Here is a 16,318-nt window from a genome sequence, read left to right on the forward strand (position 1 = left end):
GCCTCTTGTGGGAGCGCTCCCAAGGAGTCAGGATGCCGCGCATGAACCCATCGCCGATCCTTCGCGCCTACCGGCCCGACGACCGTGCCGCGGTCGCCGACGTGTGTGTGAGCACCGCGGACGAGGGAGGGGATTCGCGTGCCCGGTATCCCGACGAGGAGTTGATGCCGACGATCTTCGCCGAGCCCTACTGTCATCTGGAGCCCGAACTGGCCTTCGTCCTGGACGACGGGCGCGGTCGGGCGGTCGGCTATGTGATCGGCACGGGGGACACCGCGGAGTTCGTCGCGCGGTTCCGTGACACATGGATCCCGCGTGTCGCCCACCGCTATCCCGCCCTCACGACACCGCCCCGCACGCCCGCTGAGGAGATGGTCGGGCTGCTGCACACCCCCGAGCGCATGATCCTGCCCGAACTCGGCGACTACCCGGCGCACCTGCACATCGACCTGCTGCCGGACTTCCAGCGGCGCGGCTACGGAAGGGCGCTGATGAACACCTTCCTGACCGCACTGCACGACCGTGGGGTGCCCGCGGTCCACCTGGGCATGGTCACCGCCAACAGGCCCGCGCGGGCCTTCTACGACCGTCTCGGCTTCCACCGGATTCCCGTCGACGATCCCGGGCCGCTCACCTATTTGGGGAGGTCGACGATGGTGGAGGGGCCGACGCCCGCCGAACGGCCGGTGACCGTACCCGTGTCGGGAGGTTCCGGGCGTCCGTAGGCGCGCGGGGCGAGGGGTGGTGCCGGGCGGGGCGACCGGCATGGGACGGGTGCCCCGGTTCCGGGCCGCGACAGGCGTCCTGGAACCGGCGCGTCACGGCGCGAGCGCACCGGTTCGGGCGACAGTGGGCCGCCGGAACCGGTGCGCTCGTAGGACTCGGACCTCAGTGCGCGGCCGCGGCCGTCTCCGGCGCGGCCGCGGGGCCGGCCTTGTCGCCGCCGACGGCGGCGCGGGCTGCCGGGATCACGGCGGCGATGGCGGCGGCCACCAGGGCGACGCAGCCACCGACGATGAGGCCGGTGCGGAAACCGCTCTCGGAGGTGAAGGTGTAGCCGGCCGCGCTGGTCGTCATCTGGGCGAGGATGACGCCGACGACGGCCGAGCCGACCGAGGTCCCCAGGGAGCGCATCAGCGAGTTGAAGCCGTTGGCGGCGGCGGTCTCGGAGAGCGGGACCGAGCTCATGATCAGGGCCGGCATCGCACCGTAGGCGAGGCCGACGCCGCTGTTGATGACCATGCCGGTCAGCATCAGACCCCAGGGGGTACCCATGAGGGTCAGCGCCAGGCCGTAGCCGAGGGCGATGACGAGGACACCGCAGATCAGCGTGAACTTCGGGCCGCGGGCGTCCGTCAGCTTCCCGCCGAACGGGGAGACGATCATCATCATGATGCCGCCGGGCGCCATCCACAGGCCGGCCGCGAGCATGGACTGGCCCAGGCCGTAGCCGGTGGCGTCGGGGAACTGGAGCAGCTGCGGGATGATCAGCATGCTGGCGTACATGCCGAAGCCGACGAAGATCGAGGCGACGTTGGTGAGCAGGACCCGGGGGCGGCTCGTGGTGCGCAGGTCGACCAGTGGGTCCTGGGTGCGCAGCTCCCAGGCACCCCAGGCGATCAGGACCACCACGGCGGTGGCGAACAGCCCGAGCGTCGTCGCGGAACCCCAGCCCCAGTCGCCGCCCTTGGAGACGCCGAGGAGCAGGCAGACAAGGCCGACGCCGAGCCCCAGAGCTCCGAGCCCGTCGAAGCGCTGACCCTTGGCGCTGGCCGGCACGTCCGGGATGAGGAACCAGATCAGCGTTCCGATCACCACGGCGAGCACGGCGGAGCCCCAGAACAGCACGCGCCAGTTCGCGTACTGGGCGACGGCGGCGGAGATGGGCAGGCCGAGGCCGCCGCCGATGCCCATGGAGGCGCTGACGAGCGCGATGGAGGAACTCAGCTTCTCGGCCGGCACCACGTCGCGCAGCAGGGCGATGCCCAGCGGGATCATGCCCATGCCCATGCCCTGCAGGCCCCGTCCGACGATCATCGGAGCGACGGACGAGGAGAGCGCGCACACGACGGAGCCCACCACGAGCGGGACGGAGCAGGCGAGCAGCATCCGCCGCTTGCCCAGCAGGTCGCCCAGGCGGCCGGAGACCGGGACGCAGACGGACGCGACCAGCAGGGTGACGGTGATGACCCAGGCGGAGTTGGCGGGCGTGGTGTGCAGGATCTGCGGCAGCTCGGCGATGAGCGGAGTGACCAGCGTCTGCATGATCGCCGCCACGGTGCCGGCGAAGGCGAGCGTGGCGACCACGCCGCTTGCTCGGGCTGAGGGCTGGGGGGCGTCCATGGGGACTCCTCGGGTCTGACTGCGGGGCAAGGGATGTGCATCGTACATGCCCTATGTATCACGCATGTGATGTGGCTCATGCATGCGTTGTGGCACGTGCATGCGGGTGTGGGACCATGGAGCCGGGTCGCACCGCGATATGTGCGGGACGCTCGGCTCAGGCGACGGCGGGAGGCGGCAGGCGGATGGTCAGGCCCACACACGAGGTCGAGTACGAGCAGATGCTGCTCAGCCGCCACGGATGGATGAACCACAGGGGCGGCCGCACCAAGGACGGCGTTCTGGAGCGCAGTGCCTACATCTTGCTCAGCCGGATCCGGGTCCAGGGGCCGATGTCGATCGGTGAACTGAGCGACGCCTTCGGGCTCGACGCCTCCACCCTCAACCGGCAGACCGCGGCGGCGATGCGTGCCGGGCTCGTCGAGCGAATCCCCGACCCCGACGGCGGCATGGCCCGCAAGTTCCGCATCACGGACGAGGGGGCGCGGCTCCTCGACGAGGAGCGGCAGGGACTCATCAGTTCCCTGGACCGTGTCATGGCCGACTGGCCGGAGGCGGACATCGCCGCCTTCGCCTCCTATCTGCGGCGCTTCAACACCGACATCGAGCGCATCGGCGGCCGCCCGTGGCCGCGTCCGTGACCGGACCTCCAACTGCCGCCGGACCGAAGCGGCGTAGCGGAAAACCCGATGACGCGGCAGCGCGCCGCCTCCTACGCTCACCCGTATGAACAGGCCCGGGGGACTGCTGAACGTCGTCGATGTCGAGGCGACCTGCTGGGAAGGCCCGCCTCCGCCCGGAGCCGTGAGCGAGATCATCGAGATCGGTCTGACGGTCGTCGACCTGGACAAGGGCGTACGGGTGGAGAAGCACCGTCTTCTGGTACGGCCCGCCCGGTCGACCGTCAGCGCCTTCTGCACGGAACTGACCGGGCTGACCCGGGGCGAGGTCGAGGCGGGGCTCGAATTCGCCGTAGCCTGCCGAGAGTTGGCCGCGCGTCACCAGGCGGGGGAGCGGCCGTGGGCGAGTTGGGGCGACTACGACCGTCACCAGTTCGCCCGTCAGTGCGCCGCCACGGCGACTCCGTACCCCTTCGGTCACCGGCACACCAACGCCAAGGCGGTCTTCACCGCGGCTCACGGACTGCGCAAGCGGCCCGGTATGGCACAGGCCCTCCGTCTCGTGGAACTGCCCCTGGAGGGCAGACATCACCGAGGTGAGGACGACGCGTGGAACATCGCCGCCCTGATCCTCGACCTTGCGGGGCGGGGGACTTGGCCGAACGCCTCCGCGTCGCCGGCCTGAGGAGCGAATCGTCCCGGCGGGGCTGTTCGCCGGGGCGGCTGTCCCCGAGGCACCGCCCCAACTCGGCTGCCAGGCCTCCCGGTTCGAGCCGCAGCGGCGGTCTGATCCGCTCCCGTGCCCCGTCTTCGATGCCCCACGGCCGACGCGGGCTCACCCCAGTACTCGCTCCCCTGCCGGAGGGGAGAACAAGGACTGACGGTTCATCAATCCACCGGGCCCGAGGTGTCGGTGTCCTCCTCCAGGGCGAACCAGGGTCCGCGTTCCAAGCGGTCCTGCACGACCTCACGCGCGTCGGCGTCGGCGATCTGGGCGGCGAGGCGCTGGGCGCGGGTTTTGAGTTCCCCGGCGTCCGGTGCGCCGGTGGCCGCGGCCGTCCGGGCCAGGATCTCGATGGAGAAGGCAACGTCCCAGTCCGTGAAGTCACTGGGGTGTTCGGCGATCAGTTCCGCGTAGCGCGGGGCGTGGTGCGCGGCGATCCGGGGACGCCCGATGGCCAGGGCGGTCTGGGCGATGGCGTATTCGGCGCGGCCGTGGTTGGCCGGGGTGCCTGCCTCCAGCCAGTGGTAGCACGCCGCGTACGCCTGGTAGAGGGCGCGGTCCTGCTCGGCGCGCGGGGTGCTGGGGGTGAGGTCGAAGAGCAGGTCCCCGAGCGCGTTGTTGAGCTCGACGGCGAACCAGCGGTGCAGATCGCGTTCGCGTGGTTGGCGGTTGCCGAACGCGCTGACCACGTCCTGCCAGCGGGCGAAGCCGTGTTCGCGGGCGATGACTTGCTGCGCGTCGCGTATGGAGAACCGGGCGGGGTCAACCGGGCCGGTCCTGGCCGCGCGTTCGGCGGCTCCGGGCTTGCCGTGCCGGACGGCCAGGCGCAGGTCCTTGGCCAGGGTGCGCAACTGCCCCAGGTCGGCCTGGGCCGGAAGGCCGGGAGTGGTGCTGGTCATCGTGCGAGTCCTTCGGGTCACGTGGGGGGATCCGGGCGATTCCAGCGGCTGAGAGACCGCAAGTACTGCCTGGTGACGGGAGTTTCCCCGTCCTTGCCGGACCCCGAGACCGTAGATCTCCAGGGCTTGGTTGCGTGCCCTGCGGCTGGCTGCCGGACCTCGTCCCAGCTGATTCGGTACCGCGCTACGCGTCCTTGTCGGCTTCCTGTGCCGCGCGCTCCAGTCGGCTCCTGTAGCTCTCCCACCATGCCGAGTCGCCCAGCGCCATGCTGTCGTTGCTCTCGTCCATCCCGACAGCGCCGTCGATGAGTTCCCGGATGATGTCGGCATGCCCGGCGTGCCGCTGCGCATCGGCGATCACGCGCACTACCGCATGATGCAACGTCACCTCGTTCTTCCCCTTGGGCCACCACGGCACCCTGCCGGTCGTTTCCAGCGCCAGCGCGTCGATCGTCGCGTCCGCGTGTGCCCAGGCCCGGCGGTAGAGCCCCACGATGAACGCGCGTGACTCGTCGGCGGTGGCCCACATGTCCGCGTGCGGTTCAGCACCGTCATCGAGCCAGGGCAGCGGCTCACCGGACGGTCGCCCGAAGGTGTCGCCGAGGTAGCCCAGTTCCATGGTGGCCACGTGTTTGACCAGGCCGAGGAGATTGGTGCCGGTCGGTGTGAGCGGGCGGCGGATGTCGTACTCCGAGAGGCCCTCGAGCTTCCACAGCAGGGCATCACGAGCCGACTGCAAGTAGCGGTGAAGGTCAGCCTTGGGATCCGATGCGGTCATGGCGGCCAGTCTGCCGTTCGCACGGTCCGTCCACCGCCCAATTCACCGCACGCGGCGAACCGGATCATCTGACCTGGCGAGCGAACTCTGCTTGTCGGGGCGGGCGGTTGGCTACGACGTCATGGGCGGTTCGGGTTTCCGTGCCAGAAAGGTGGCGACCGTCCTCTTCGATCCTTCGCCAGGTTCCTGCAGCAGTTGAGAGGTGACGACGAGTCCGGCCCGGGCCAACAGCGCGGCGATGCGATCCGGTGGTTGCAGGTGGGACTCGAAGGACACCGGATGGCCGCCATACGCATGCGTCGGACGCACATGTACGTCGTCTCCCACATAGCCGGCCATCATCAGCAGGCCGCCGGGTGCGAGCGTGCGATGGAATTCGGCGAACACGACGGGCAACAACTCCGGCGGCGTGTGGTGGGTGGAGTAGTAGGCCAGGATGCCGCCGAGCTCGTTGTCCCCGATCGCCGGCGCGGTCATCGAGCCCACCGTGAACTTCAGGCTCGGGTAGGCCTGCCGGGCAACCTCGATCATCTTCGGGGACAGGTCGATGCCGAACGCGCGCACCCCCAGATCTGCCAGATGCGCAGTGACCTTGCCTGGCCCGCACCCCAGGTCCGCGACCGGCCCGCGGTCGGCCGACCGCACTACTTCCGCGAACACGGCCAGCATCGCGCGCGAGAGCGGATCCAACTCCGCCGGTTTCTTGACGAGTTGCGCGTAGTCGGCGGCGACGGTGTCGTACGACTCCCGGACCGCGGCAAGGTAGGAGGGCTCAGTCACGCGGGTGACTCTAGAGACGGGCACTGACAGTCGGTGTTCTGTCCAACCCGGTGCTTGCTCCGCGTCAGGTCTACGAAGCCAAGGCAGCGTGCTGGGGAGGTGTGTGACGTCGACCGACAGGTGGTCATGTCGATCGATGGTCGGGCACGTGTCCGGCTCGTCGGGGCTCTGCCCGTGAGCGCACGTTGTCGGTGTCAGCTGGATTGAGTAGGGTCACCGACATGAACACCGGACCGGCACTGCGCCACACACGGATTGGCCACCCGGTGGAGGGCTGACCGCCCAGCGGGTGCGGAGAAAGCACCCCCTCAGTTCGGCACGCGGACCTCCCAGTGCTTGTGCACCGTGAGGCCCTTTTTCGTGTCGAACCGCAATTGAGGTCAGCCGCATGACAGTCACGTTCAACCACACCATCATCGCTTCCAAGGACCGCCACGAGTCGGCACGCTTCTTCCGAGAGTTGCTGGAGCTGCCCGATGCGCCTTCCTGGGGCCCGTTCACCAACATCCAGCTGTCCGACGGTGTGCTGCTGCAGTTCGCCGAGCCGCCGGTGGAGATCCAGATGCAGCACTACGCGTTCCTGATCGACGAAGAGTTGTTCGATCGGGCGTACCGGCGGCTCTGTGACCAGGGCATCGAGCACTGGGCCGATCCCCAGATGCGACGCGCGGGCGAGATCAACAACGAGCACGGCGGGCGAGGCGTGTACTTCAAGGACCCCGCCGGCCATGCGATCGAGTTGATCACCCGCCCGTATCTGTAACAGGGCGGAGCCTGGTCGGGCACCTGAGATGCGGCGCCCGACCAGGACGTCACCCGACGGCAGTCCGGTCGTCGAGTTCATGCTGAACATTCACGACGACGGCACCGCCGGCTGGCGTTGGCACGACGAGCCGTTCGACGTGGTGAACCAGTGACGCGCTGGGTTCGCGCGGAGGGTGACGTGCGGGTCAGCGTCGGCTCTGCTGTTTCAGATGCGTCCTCGTCGGCCCGACGCGCGCCGAGCGCATGGACGGCCGTCCGGGCGCATGGAGAAGCGGTGCACGGGGGCGAAATACGCCGGAGTGCGGCTGGTTCACCCCGAAGGGTTGTTTTGTGGCGGGTCGCGGTGAACGGAGTGTGGGTGCGGGTGCCTTGGGGAGAACCTGGGTCGTACGCGAAACGCCGTCATCGAGGAGTGCCGCGTGTCCGATGTCGTCTTCACGGCGGATTTCGCCTCGACTCGTCAATGGGTCGCGGGCCACTCCTGGGCCTATCCCGACGGCGGTCCGGTCAATCCGGGCGATGGCAAACTCGACCATCTGGTGACCGACCCCGCCTACTGCCGGACGGGTCTCTTCCGGGCCACTCGACGACCGGACGGTGAATGGGACGCGGGGCTCCTCACCACTGAGGGCAGCGCGGACGGGTTCATGGTCCGCACGGGCGATGTGCTGCAGACGCGGGTCCGGCTGCCCACGGTGACCGGTGCCTGGCCGGCCATCTGGACGTGGCGGGACGGCGGTCAGGAGATCGATGTCTTCGAGTACCACCCCGACAACCCCGACCTGCTGGAACTCTCCAACCACGTACACCTCACCCACCACTACTACCGGGACCAGGCCATTCGGCCGGGTGCCTGGGTCGACCTCGTGGTCGAGTTCGGCGCCCACCGCGTCGTGTGGTGGGTGAACGGAATCCGCGCCTTCGACGACCGGCGCGGAGTGGGCAGAGCCTGGCACGCCTATCTCATCGTCAACCTGTCCGTGTGCGCTGGGCGCTACCACCCGCCGCCGCCCCCCGAGGCCTCCGAGATGGACTTCGAGGTGGCCCATCTGACCGTTCGCAGGCCCCGGTTCGACGGGCCTTTCCCCGCGTCGGAGGAATACGAGGTCGACCTCGACCTCCTCAACTGACGCAGCCGCAGGGGAATCGGCAATCGGGCCTCGGCAGGTGCATCCGTCGCTGCCCTCCGGCCGGAAGTACGGCATCAGTAGCGACGATGCGCTCGTGCACGTCGTGCCGACGGGTGCCGAGGGCCATGACGAATCCGCAACCTGGGTGGGACGCCCGCGAGGCCGCGTACGTCAGTCACGTCGGCAGTTGCCGCACGTGCCAACGGGAGTCGGGGCGTTGCCCGCAGGCCGCGCGCCTGTGGCGTCTCTACCAGCAGTGGCGCAACGGTCGTCCCGCTCGGTCCGAGGACTCGGAGTAGGGGCCGGACATACGCCTCCGCGGACGGCGGTGGACGTGTGATCGGGCTGTGACCCGGAACTATGACCTCCGCCACAGCCGGGCGGGCCGGGTCCTGATCAGCTGGACCCATGCGCACAGCCGCCCCCCTCTTACTGGTCCTCGCCTCGGGCCTTGCCCTCTCCGCCTGCGGACAGTGGGCCGACCCGCCGACGTCCGACGCGCGGCCCACCTCGTCCGACGATCCGAGGTTCCTGCCGCTCGCCGCGTACGACATGCCCGACGGTGACGTCCGTACGGTCGGCAGGGCCCGGTGGACGCTCGGCAAGGAATGCATGGCGCGCCTCGGGTTCGACGGCTTGAAGAACCTGGCCGTCGACCCCGTACCCGACTGGCCCGAACGACCCGCGACCGATGGCGTTCTCACGGCTACGGCCGTCGCGAAATGTCGGACGACCTCCGCTACGGCATACAGGACCCGGAGCAGGCCTCGCGGTACGGCTATCAGGCGCCGCGGGCCGAGTACGAGCGCCGGTATCCGAAGAGGAAATGGACTCTCCCCGAGTACCTCGCGCTCACCGGCGAGTTCGTCGGGAATGATCCGAAGGCCGTCCACGGTCACCCGATCCCCGATCGCGGCTGTCTCGGCGAGGCCGACCGCGCGATCTACGGGACGAACCGCCAGGACCGCAGGGATCCGGTCCTGGAGCTGGAGAGCAAGAGCTTCGTTCAGGGCACGCGGGACCTCGCCTGGAAGCATGCGGACAAGGCGTGGTCGGAGTGCATGCGGAAGGCGGGCTTTCACTACGCCACTCCCGGGGACGCGCAGACGGGCCGCGACCGCGAGGAACTGGAGCAAGGGCTGACCGCGGACGGACACGATTCCAACGAAGCTTCCGCCCTCGAGAAGAAGACCGCGACCGTCGACGTCCGTTGCAAGCAGCGGACCGGGTACGTCAGCGCCGTGCACGCCGTCGACGTACGCGTCCAGAACCAGCTCATCACCAAGAACCGGGCCGATCTGGAGGCCCAGCTCCACTGGAACCGTGACGCGGCTCGCAGAGCGCACGACATTCTTGAGGGCCGGTCGTGACGTCCGCTCCGCTCCGTTCCGTTTCTCCGGTCGGCACCGCCACGCCATCGAGGGGACGCGAGCGGTGCTACCAATCCGCTGCTTCTTCGGCTACGGATATCCAGTGGTCGGTGAGACGATCCCTCCTCCCGGTCGAGTGCGAGGCGTGGAGAAGCGCCGTGAAGGTGGAGAGGTGCCATGCGAGGCTCTGCACGGATGTCCGCCGATGATGTGTCCCGGCCCGAAATGACCGGCGCACTCGCGGCGCTGCTGCCGCGTGGCACGACGCGTCCGGGTTCGGGTCCGCCGCGCGCTGCCGTACTGATCCTTCACGGGGGCACCGCGGACAGCAAGGCGACGTCGCGACCGTGGAATGTCGCAGGCATGCGGATGCGGCCCTTCGTGCGTGCCGTGACGCGGGCTCTGCCGGACGCGGACACGTTCGTCGGGCAGGTGCGCTACCGCTACCGAGGGTGGAACGGGGCGGACGCCGACCCCGTCGCCGATGTTCTGCGGGCACTCGCCGAACTCGCCGATCTGGTGGGGGAGGTGCCGGTCGTGCTCGTGGGCCACTCGATGGGCGGGCGCGCCGCCCTGCGTGCCGCGGCCTCGCCGCAGGTCAGGGCCGTGGTGGCCCTCGCGCCCTGGTGTCCGGAGGGCGAGCCGGTCGCCCACTTGCGGAACAAGCGCGTGATCGTGCTGCACGGCGACCGTGACCGGGTCACCGACCCCGCGGAGTCCTTCGCCCTCGTCCGCCGGGCCGCGGAGGCCGGCTCCTCCGCGAGCGCCGTGCGGGTCGAGGGCGGTGACCATGCGATGCTCCGACGCGCGCGGACCTGGCATCGGGCCACGGGGGAGACGGTCGCCGACCTGGTGGCCCGCATCGACGGGGGGCCCGACCTGCTCTTCGCCGAAGGGCCAGACGGCGAACCCGGCGTTCTTTGACGGCCGGTCGGGTCAAGCCCGTCGTCGGACGCCGGTCGGATCCAGCCCGTCGTCGGACGCCGGTCGAGTCCTGCCCGTCGTCAGTGGCCGGGTGCGTCCAACCGGTCGTCGGGGTCCGGGCCGGAGGAGAAGGGGCGGCGGGCGCCGGACGCCAGTCGTGCCGCGGACGCGGGAAGCGGGGCGCCCGTCGACGGATCCCAGCTGAGGATCCACTCGAAGTCGCGTTGCAGACGACGGGCTTCGCTCCGGACGAGCGTCGGTATGTCGCCGCGTTCGGAGATCAGTTGGGCATAGATCGGCGCATCGTGCACGTGGGGATCCTCGACTCGCTCTCGTGGTCTGACGTGCCTCGAAGGTACGGCCGGGAGTTGGCCGCAGTGGTCATCCGGGCAGCTCGGCCAGAACCGGTCAAGGTGTGACCAATGGGAGCCGTCGATGTCGAACGAGGCGTCAGGGAACGCCAGTTCTGTGCGCACTTTCGACAGGTCCGAGTCGGCGGGGTACGCGAGCGGTCTGTCGGGACACGCTGGGGCGGCCCGGTCGGACAGGAATGCGGACCGAGCGGGCCGGGTCGGCGGGACGGGAGTTCGGGTCGGGGCGGGACACGGGTGGCTTCCTGTCGCCCCAACAGGCGTGCTCAGCGGCCGTTTCGAGCACGGCGCGTGTCCTCACCGTCGCGCTGCGAGGTGATGCGATGAAGGTCACGAAAATGTATCGGACATCTGGGACGTGGATCTTCACATCGGGTGCACAACATGGCTAAGTTGACGACCAGGCCGCCCGACTCCCTCCGGCGAAGCTCGCCGGGCGGTGCGGCCTCCGCCGAGTCCGGCCTGTCCTCGTGGCAGCTGGAGCCGGGGACCCACCGAACTTGGGGTGAATCGACCCAACTGCCTTACGGGGCAGGGGTCGTAGGGCATACCTTCCGGAATCGTCCGCCCGAACCCGACAGCTAACCCGGTAGGCGGACGACGGAAGGAGCACCACTCCATGGCGCCGGAACGCACCCCGCCCAGCGGCGAAGAAGTCCGCCGACGGCTCTCGTCCCTCTACGACCAGGCGGAGAACGCCACCGGCAACTTCAACGCGACCCGTGCCCTGGCGAACTCCGTCCGTAAGCCCGACCGGCGCGCCGCCGGCCAAGGACGTGGGGATGTCGATCCCGCCCAGGAAGCCCTGATGCAGCAGTGGTTCGACGGGGCGCGCTCCCGTTTCGGGCCCTCGGCCCCGGCGATATTGCCGCCCGACAGAGAGCCGGACCGCGGCAGGGAGGGCGCCCGCCCGACGGAGGGTGCGAGACGTCCGAAGGAGCTCCCTGCGGAGCTCCCGACGGTGTATCAACTGGAGCAAGTCGGTAGGCCCGTGGCCGAGTTGGCGGCGGCGCCGGCACGAGAGCTGACCGCGGGTCCGACTCCGGAACTGACCGCGCGCCCCGTCCTGGAACTGACCGCGGGTCCGGTGGCCGAGATGACGGCCGGGCGCGCCCCGGCGGCACCGGCACCCGAGGCTGCCGTCCGCGCGGCCCTGCCTGCGGCGTCCGCTCCGGCCGCGGCGTCGCAGAAGTCCTCGCTGCACCTCAAGAAGCACAGTGCTCGGCGCAAACTGGCCGCCGCGCAGGAGCTGCTGTCGCGGCACGCGGCGCGGCAGAGCGTGCCGGCCGTGCAGGCCCCGGCAATCGAGTACCGGACGGTGGAGGAACCGCGGCTCCCCTCGTTCCAGTCGGCGCCGCAGCCCGCCGCGTTCCAGCCGACGCCCCAACCCCCTGCGTTCCAGTCGGCCCCCCAGGCCACCTCGTACGCGTCGGCGCCTCAGCCCACCGCTTTTCAGGCGGCGCCCATGCCCACTGCCTTCGAGTCGGCCGCGGTGCCCCCTTCGTTCCAGTCGGCGCCGCTGCCTGCTTCTTACGAGCCGGCGCCTTCGCAGCCTGAGTACAAGTCGGTCCTCTTGCCGCTGTCGTACGAGTCGGCCCCGCTGCCCACCTCGTACGAGCCGGCGCCCATGCCGCCCGCGTACGAGCCGGCGCCCATGCCGGCCGCGTACGAGCCGGCGCCCATGCCGCCCGCGTACGAGCCTGCGCCGATGCCGCCCGCCTACGAGTCGGCGCCCATGCCCCCTGCCTTCGAGTCGGCGCCCATGCCGCCCGCCTACGAGTCGGCCCCCATGCCCCCTGCGTACAAGCCGGCGTCCCCGCCGGTCGACGATGCTTGGCGGCAGTCGTTGCGGACCGGCAAAGAACAGGTGTGGCCCGCCGCTCCCGGGCCCGTCGACACGAATCCGGGATTCAGCATCGACAGCCTCGTCGCTGCCCCCGCCCCGCCGGTCGTCGGATACGACAGCAGGGCCGCGGAGGCCGTCGCCTTCGCGCGTGCGCAGGTCGGCAGGCCGTGCGTGTGGGGAGCGTCCGGACCCGGCTCGTACGACCCCTCAGGTCTCACCCAGGCGGCCTGGAAGAGTGCCGGGGTCATGCTCCCCCGGGCGACGCACGACCAGGCGCTGGTCGGCCCGGCGGTCGCCCTTGCCGGCATCCAGCCGGGTGACCTGGTCTTCTTCCACGCCAATGTGAGCCACGTCGGTCTTTATGTCGGTGACGGCATGATGATCCATGCTCCGAGTCCCGGAGCCCGGATCACCGAGGAATCCATCAACTATGCCGGGCAGGCAGCGATCCACAGCGTCGTACGACCGGTCTGAGACCGGCCCGGCCGTCCGAGGGAGTGGTCGTCCGGGGAGCGCGGGCGTCCGAGGGGAGTGCGGTCGTCCGCGAGGACGCCGTGGCGGCGCGCCGTCAGAATTCCCGGTCGATCCCCGTGACAGCTGCCGGTCCCAGGGGGGCGTCGTCCTCGGAGAGGCCGCTGTCGCGGAGCGCCCCGGAGACGAGCCGTACGGCCTCGGCTTCGGCGCTTCTCCGGTTCGCCGCCTCGACTTCGAGCCGGACGGAGAACGTGTTGTTCTCGTCGACGGTCAGCAGACTCAGTTCCTCGCTCTCGCCCAGGTCCGTGTTCTGCGGGTCCTGAGGGCGGAGCCTGCGTTCCACGTCGGCACGGGAGGCGTCCGAGAGGCCGTGGACGAACGTCCCGGGAACGGTGATGACGAAGGTGGTCACAGGAACTCCTAGTGCGGGTGCCCCGCGGGCCTGAAGTGCGTCGGCTGTGTGATCGCCCGTGTACCCCGCATTGTGCCGGGCATCCGGATCTTCTTCGCGTCGGGCGGAGCCTGCCGTGTGGTGACCGGGCCCGACGGTGCCGGCCGCCCGGTGATCGCGTGGCGATACGGTCACCCCATGGCTGACGCTCGGTTGACCACCGCCTCCTATCTCGTCCTCGGCATCATCGACAAGTTGGGCGAGGCCAGCGCCTACGACGTCAAAGGGGAGGCGGCGCGTACGGTCGCGCCCTTCTGGTCGGTTCCGCACGCGCAGGTGTACGCGCAGTGCGAACGTCTCCTCGATGCCGGGCTGCTGTCGCAGGTGCGGCAGGAGAGCGGCCGCAATCGCAGGGTGCTGACGCTGACGGACCAGGGCCGGGCGGCCCTGGAGGGCTGGCTCGGCGACCCGGCGTTCGTCCCGGTGGAGGCGCGGGAGCGCGGCATTCTCAAGCTCTGGTTCGGTGGCCGGCCCGAACTGCTCGGTCCCGTACAGCTCGACGAGCACCGCCGGACCCTGGGTGACTACGAGGAACTCGCCGACAGCGTCGGGGAGTTGCTGACGCGCGGCCAGCGGGACGCGCTGGAGTTCGGAATCCGGTACGAGCGCATGATGATCGACTTCTGGCAATGGGTGCAACGCCGGGACGAGGACGCGACAGACCGTTGACCCAGGCGGTGGACGGCCCTACCGTCTCGATAGTCCAAACGGGACTATTGATGGTCGGGTCACGACCATGAGCGGGGAGTCGTCGTGCGTCCTCCAGCGGGGAACACCTGGCGCCGCGTTGCCGTCATCGCCGTATCGGCCGTGTACCTGGGCTACGCGCCGATCGCGATGACCGAGCTGTGGCCGTACGCGCGTCCTGGCGCGCCGGCGTTCGGCGAGTGGATCCTGGCGCACGTGGTCTCGCCACGCTATGTGGCCGACGCGCTGGCCACCCGGATCGGGCCGTACCGTCACAGCCTCGTGCCGATGATCGTGCACTCCGTGCTCGGCGGTGTGCTGATGCTGCTGGGCCCCGCGCAGGTGCTCACCGCCGTTCGGCGGCGCACGCGCCTGCACCGGATTCTGGGGGTGGTCTTCGCGGTCACCGTGTACGCCTCGATGACGGGCGCCGCGCTGTACCTCGCGCGCACGTCTCCCGAGGACGCCTTCAGCGGAGCCGCCTTCTGGATCGTGCTCGCGACCATCCTGGTGGGCACCGTGACGAGCGTGACGTTCGGTGTGCTCGCCGCCGTCGGCGGGTTCCCCGACCTGCACCAGCGCTGGATGCTGCTGTGCTACGGCTTCCTGCTGACCGCCCCGCTGCTCCGGTTCGAGTGGGGCGGCCTGCCTCTGATCCTGCCCGGCCTGTCCATGGCGGAGATCAACCAGGTGGCCACCATGCACCTGGGCTCGGTCGTCGCGTTCGGCGCCCTGATCGCCTCGCGGTCCCTGGACCGGCGCACGGCGGTCGCCGGGGTGTCGCGGTCGTGGGTCCCTGTGCCTGTCCTGGCCGTCGCACACCTGGCCGGAGCCGCCGCGCTGACCTGGATCGTGCGTGCCTCACTGGACCACGGCACGGTGGGGCGACGGCTCCTGCTCGCCTATCTCCTGCCGTACGCCGTCACGTACGCCGTGACGGCTGTGTGCGCTCTGCGTGCCGGCCGGGAGGGCCGCCTCTGGGCGCGGGAGGAGTGGCGTCTGCACTGGGCGGCCCTGTGCCTGGCGCCGGTGCTGTCGGCCGGGGCCGCTCCGCTCTTCGAACGATCGCTGGGGCTCGACGGACTCACGGCGCTGGCCGCCGGGGCTGCGATCGGCTGCGGTGTGCTGGCGTCCGCGGCGACCCTGATGGTGAGTGTGCGCGTCATGTACGCACGGGAAGTCCTCAAGAGGGCCGTATCCGCCCCCAGTTCGGCTGCCCGCCTCTCGGCACCGGTCTCGTGACCCCCTCGGCCCCTCTCATCTGCCTCGACCACGTCATCGCACGAATCCACGGGTGGCGATCGGCTCTCGGAGGGCGCGGACCTGAGGCTTCGCTGCCGACTCCCGGAAACGTTGTCCACGCCATGTGTTCCGGACGGAGGCAGGGCCGTGGGCCGCGCGCGAACGGCAGGATACGAGGCGCTGACCGACGGGGAACGACGCTGGGAGTGAGACAGGTATGCGCTGGTGGTGTCGTCCTCCGCTCGCGCCGGAGTCGGACCTGACAGCGCACCTGCGGAGCACCGTGTGGGGGCCTGCCGAGTTCGTCGGATGGCCGCCCCGCCGGCTGGTGGGGGAGGGGGTCCTCGCCGGGGTCCTCGGGGCGGGGTCGATCGTCGGCGTCGGGGTCGTCGGCGATCGGACCGGGGTGCCCGTCCTGGCCAGTGGTGAGGCGGGGCTCGGGTGCGCCGGAGCCCTCGTCCTCCACCTGGTGCTCGTGCGGGCGGGGCGGGCACTGGTCGGCGTCGTCGCGGTGCTCGGCGTGTGTCTCGCACTCCAGGCTCCGCAGGCAGCGGCGGGCGTGGTGCCGGCGGACGGGGAGCGCGTGGCGCCCATGGTGGTCACCTCCGTCGAGGGCGGCGGGCAGGCGGGCGCGGGCCGCACCCGCTACCTCTGCTCGGTGGTCGCCCGGGACGGCGTACCGCTCAAGGTCCGCATCCGGCGGGGCTGTGGGCGGACCACTCGGCCGGGTGACGTGCTCGCCGTCGTCTACGACCCCGAGGGGCGGGTACCGCCACGCGCCCTGGCCACCGGAGCGGCGACGACCGTGCCGCTGCGCGATCTGGCGGCCCTGGCCGCCGCGCTTCTCGCCGGATGCGTGCTCGCGGTGGTCCGCTCCCACCGCCTCACCCACGTGGCCTCAACCGCGTGACACC

General features: G+C 70.3%; 17 protein-coding genes, 1 pseudogene and 1 riboswitch. Of the genes and pseudogenes, 12 read left to right on the forward strand and 6 right to left on the reverse strand.

Going from position 1 to position 16,318, the window contains the following annotated elements; all coding sequences use genetic code 11:
• Positions 1-41: 41 nt before the first annotated feature.
• Entirely contained in the window at positions 42-725 is a 684-nt protein-coding gene (locus ACZ4N5_RS23795) for a GNAT family N-acetyltransferase (protein WP_467759071.1), read from the forward strand.
• A 163-nt stretch (positions 726-888) separates the two neighbouring features.
• Here the strand turns inward: ACZ4N5_RS23795 and ACZ4N5_RS23800 are convergent, their stop codons facing one another.
• On the reverse strand, positions 889-2,343 hold the full coding sequence (locus ACZ4N5_RS23800) for an MFS transporter (RefSeq protein WP_467759072.1): 1,455 nt from the start codon (positions 2,341-2,343) through the stop codon (positions 889-891).
• 185 nt (positions 2,344-2,528) lie between these two features.
• Between ACZ4N5_RS23800 and ACZ4N5_RS23805 the strand changes: the two genes are divergently transcribed.
• Together ACZ4N5_RS23805 and ACZ4N5_RS23810 are read left to right on the forward strand one after the other, a co-directional pair.
• Positions 2,529-2,984, forward strand: a complete 456-nt coding sequence (locus ACZ4N5_RS23805) for a MarR family winged helix-turn-helix transcriptional regulator (protein ID WP_467759073.1) — start codon at positions 2,529-2,531, stop codon at positions 2,982-2,984.
• Between the two features lie 85 nt (positions 2,985-3,069).
• The gene (locus ACZ4N5_RS23810) at positions 3,070-3,648 is read left to right on the forward strand and encodes a 3'-5' exonuclease (protein ID WP_467759074.1); all 579 of its coding nucleotides are present in this window, start codon (positions 3,070-3,072) and stop codon (positions 3,646-3,648) included.
• A 203-nt stretch (positions 3,649-3,851) separates the two neighbouring features.
• Here the strand turns inward: ACZ4N5_RS23810 and ACZ4N5_RS23815 are convergent, their stop codons facing one another.
• The 3 genes from ACZ4N5_RS23815 to ACZ4N5_RS23825 form a co-directional block, all read right to left on the reverse strand.
• A complete protein-coding gene (locus ACZ4N5_RS23815; protein ID WP_467759075.1) occupies positions 3,852-4,586 on the reverse strand; it encodes a hypothetical protein in 735 nt (244 codons plus the stop codon).
• Between the two features lie 184 nt (positions 4,587-4,770).
• Positions 4,771-5,364, reverse strand: coding sequence for a DinB family protein (locus tag ACZ4N5_RS23820; protein ID WP_467759076.1), 594 nt, complete (start codon positions 5,362-5,364; stop codon positions 4,771-4,773).
• A gap of 111 nt (positions 5,365-5,475) precedes the next feature.
• The gene (locus ACZ4N5_RS23825; protein ID WP_467759077.1) at positions 5,476-6,144 is read right to left on the reverse strand and encodes a class I SAM-dependent methyltransferase; all 669 of its coding nucleotides are present in this window, start codon (positions 6,142-6,144) and stop codon (positions 5,476-5,478) included.
• A gap of 388 nt (positions 6,145-6,532) precedes the next feature.
• Between ACZ4N5_RS23825 and ACZ4N5_RS23830 the strand changes: the two genes are divergently transcribed.
• From ACZ4N5_RS23830 to ACZ4N5_RS23850, 5 genes are all read left to right on the forward strand, one after another.
• Positions 6,533-6,907, forward strand: coding sequence for a VOC family protein (locus ACZ4N5_RS23830; protein WP_467759078.1), 375 nt, complete (start codon positions 6,533-6,535; stop codon positions 6,905-6,907).
• 28 nt (positions 6,908-6,935) lie between these two features.
• On the forward strand, positions 6,936-7,061 hold the full coding sequence (locus tag ACZ4N5_RS23835; RefSeq protein WP_467759079.1) for a hypothetical protein: 126 nt from the start codon (positions 6,936-6,938) through the stop codon (positions 7,059-7,061).
• 267 nt (positions 7,062-7,328) lie between these two features.
• Positions 7,329-8,039 (forward strand): beta-glucanase, encoded by a 711-nt coding sequence (locus ACZ4N5_RS23840; protein WP_467759080.1) that lies wholly within the window; start codon positions 7,329-7,331, stop codon positions 8,037-8,039.
• Between the two features lie 722 nt (positions 8,040-8,761).
• A complete protein-coding gene (locus ACZ4N5_RS23845) occupies positions 8,762-9,409 on the forward strand; it encodes a hypothetical protein (protein ID WP_467759081.1) in 648 nt (215 codons plus the stop codon).
• 177 nt (positions 9,410-9,586) lie between these two features.
• The gene (locus ACZ4N5_RS23850; protein ID WP_467759082.1) at positions 9,587-10,333 is read left to right on the forward strand and encodes an alpha/beta hydrolase; all 747 of its coding nucleotides are present in this window, start codon (positions 9,587-9,589) and stop codon (positions 10,331-10,333) included.
• Between the two features lie 80 nt (positions 10,334-10,413).
• On the opposite strand, the gene ACZ4N5_RS23855 is transcribed toward ACZ4N5_RS23850, so the two are convergent.
• Positions 10,414-10,644, reverse strand: coding sequence for a hypothetical protein (locus ACZ4N5_RS23855; RefSeq protein WP_467759083.1), 231 nt, complete (start codon positions 10,642-10,644; stop codon positions 10,414-10,416).
• 499 nt (positions 10,645-11,143) lie between these two features.
• A riboswitch (cyclic di-AMP (ydaO/yuaA leader) is annotated at positions 11,144-11,316 on the forward strand.
• A gap of 1,351 nt (positions 11,317-12,667) precedes the next feature.
• On the opposite strand from ACZ4N5_RS23855, the pseudogene ACZ4N5_RS23860 reads away from it, so the two are divergent.
• Positions 12,668-13,024 (forward strand): annotated as a pseudogene (locus tag ACZ4N5_RS23860) (C40 family peptidase); the annotation flags it as partial.
• A 94-nt stretch (positions 13,025-13,118) separates the two neighbouring features.
• Here the strand turns inward: ACZ4N5_RS23860 and ACZ4N5_RS23865 are convergent.
• The gene (locus tag ACZ4N5_RS23865) at positions 13,119-13,436 is read right to left on the reverse strand and encodes a hypothetical protein (protein ID WP_467759084.1); all 318 of its coding nucleotides are present in this window, start codon (positions 13,434-13,436) and stop codon (positions 13,119-13,121) included.
• A 177-nt stretch (positions 13,437-13,613) separates the two neighbouring features.
• Here ACZ4N5_RS23865 and ACZ4N5_RS23870 point away from each other — a divergent pair, with 177 nt between their 5' ends.
• The 3 genes from ACZ4N5_RS23870 (at position 13,614) to ACZ4N5_RS23880 (ending at position 16,314) form a co-directional block, all read left to right on the forward strand.
• Entirely contained in the window at positions 13,614-14,144 is a 531-nt protein-coding gene (locus ACZ4N5_RS23870; protein WP_467759085.1) for a PadR family transcriptional regulator, read from the forward strand.
• A gap of 84 nt (positions 14,145-14,228) precedes the next feature.
• Positions 14,229-15,404, forward strand: a complete 1,176-nt coding sequence (locus ACZ4N5_RS23875; RefSeq protein ID WP_467759086.1) for a DUF2306 domain-containing protein — start codon at positions 14,229-14,231, stop codon at positions 15,402-15,404.
• 283 nt (positions 15,405-15,687) lie between these two features.
• Complete coding sequence (locus ACZ4N5_RS23880; RefSeq protein ID WP_467759087.1) at positions 15,688-16,314, forward strand: hypothetical protein; 627 nt, start codon at positions 15,688-15,690, stop codon at positions 16,312-16,314.
• The last annotated feature ends 4 nt before the right edge of the window (positions 16,315-16,318 follow it).

It is taken from the genome of Streptomyces sp. NPDC026500, assembly GCF_055567635.1.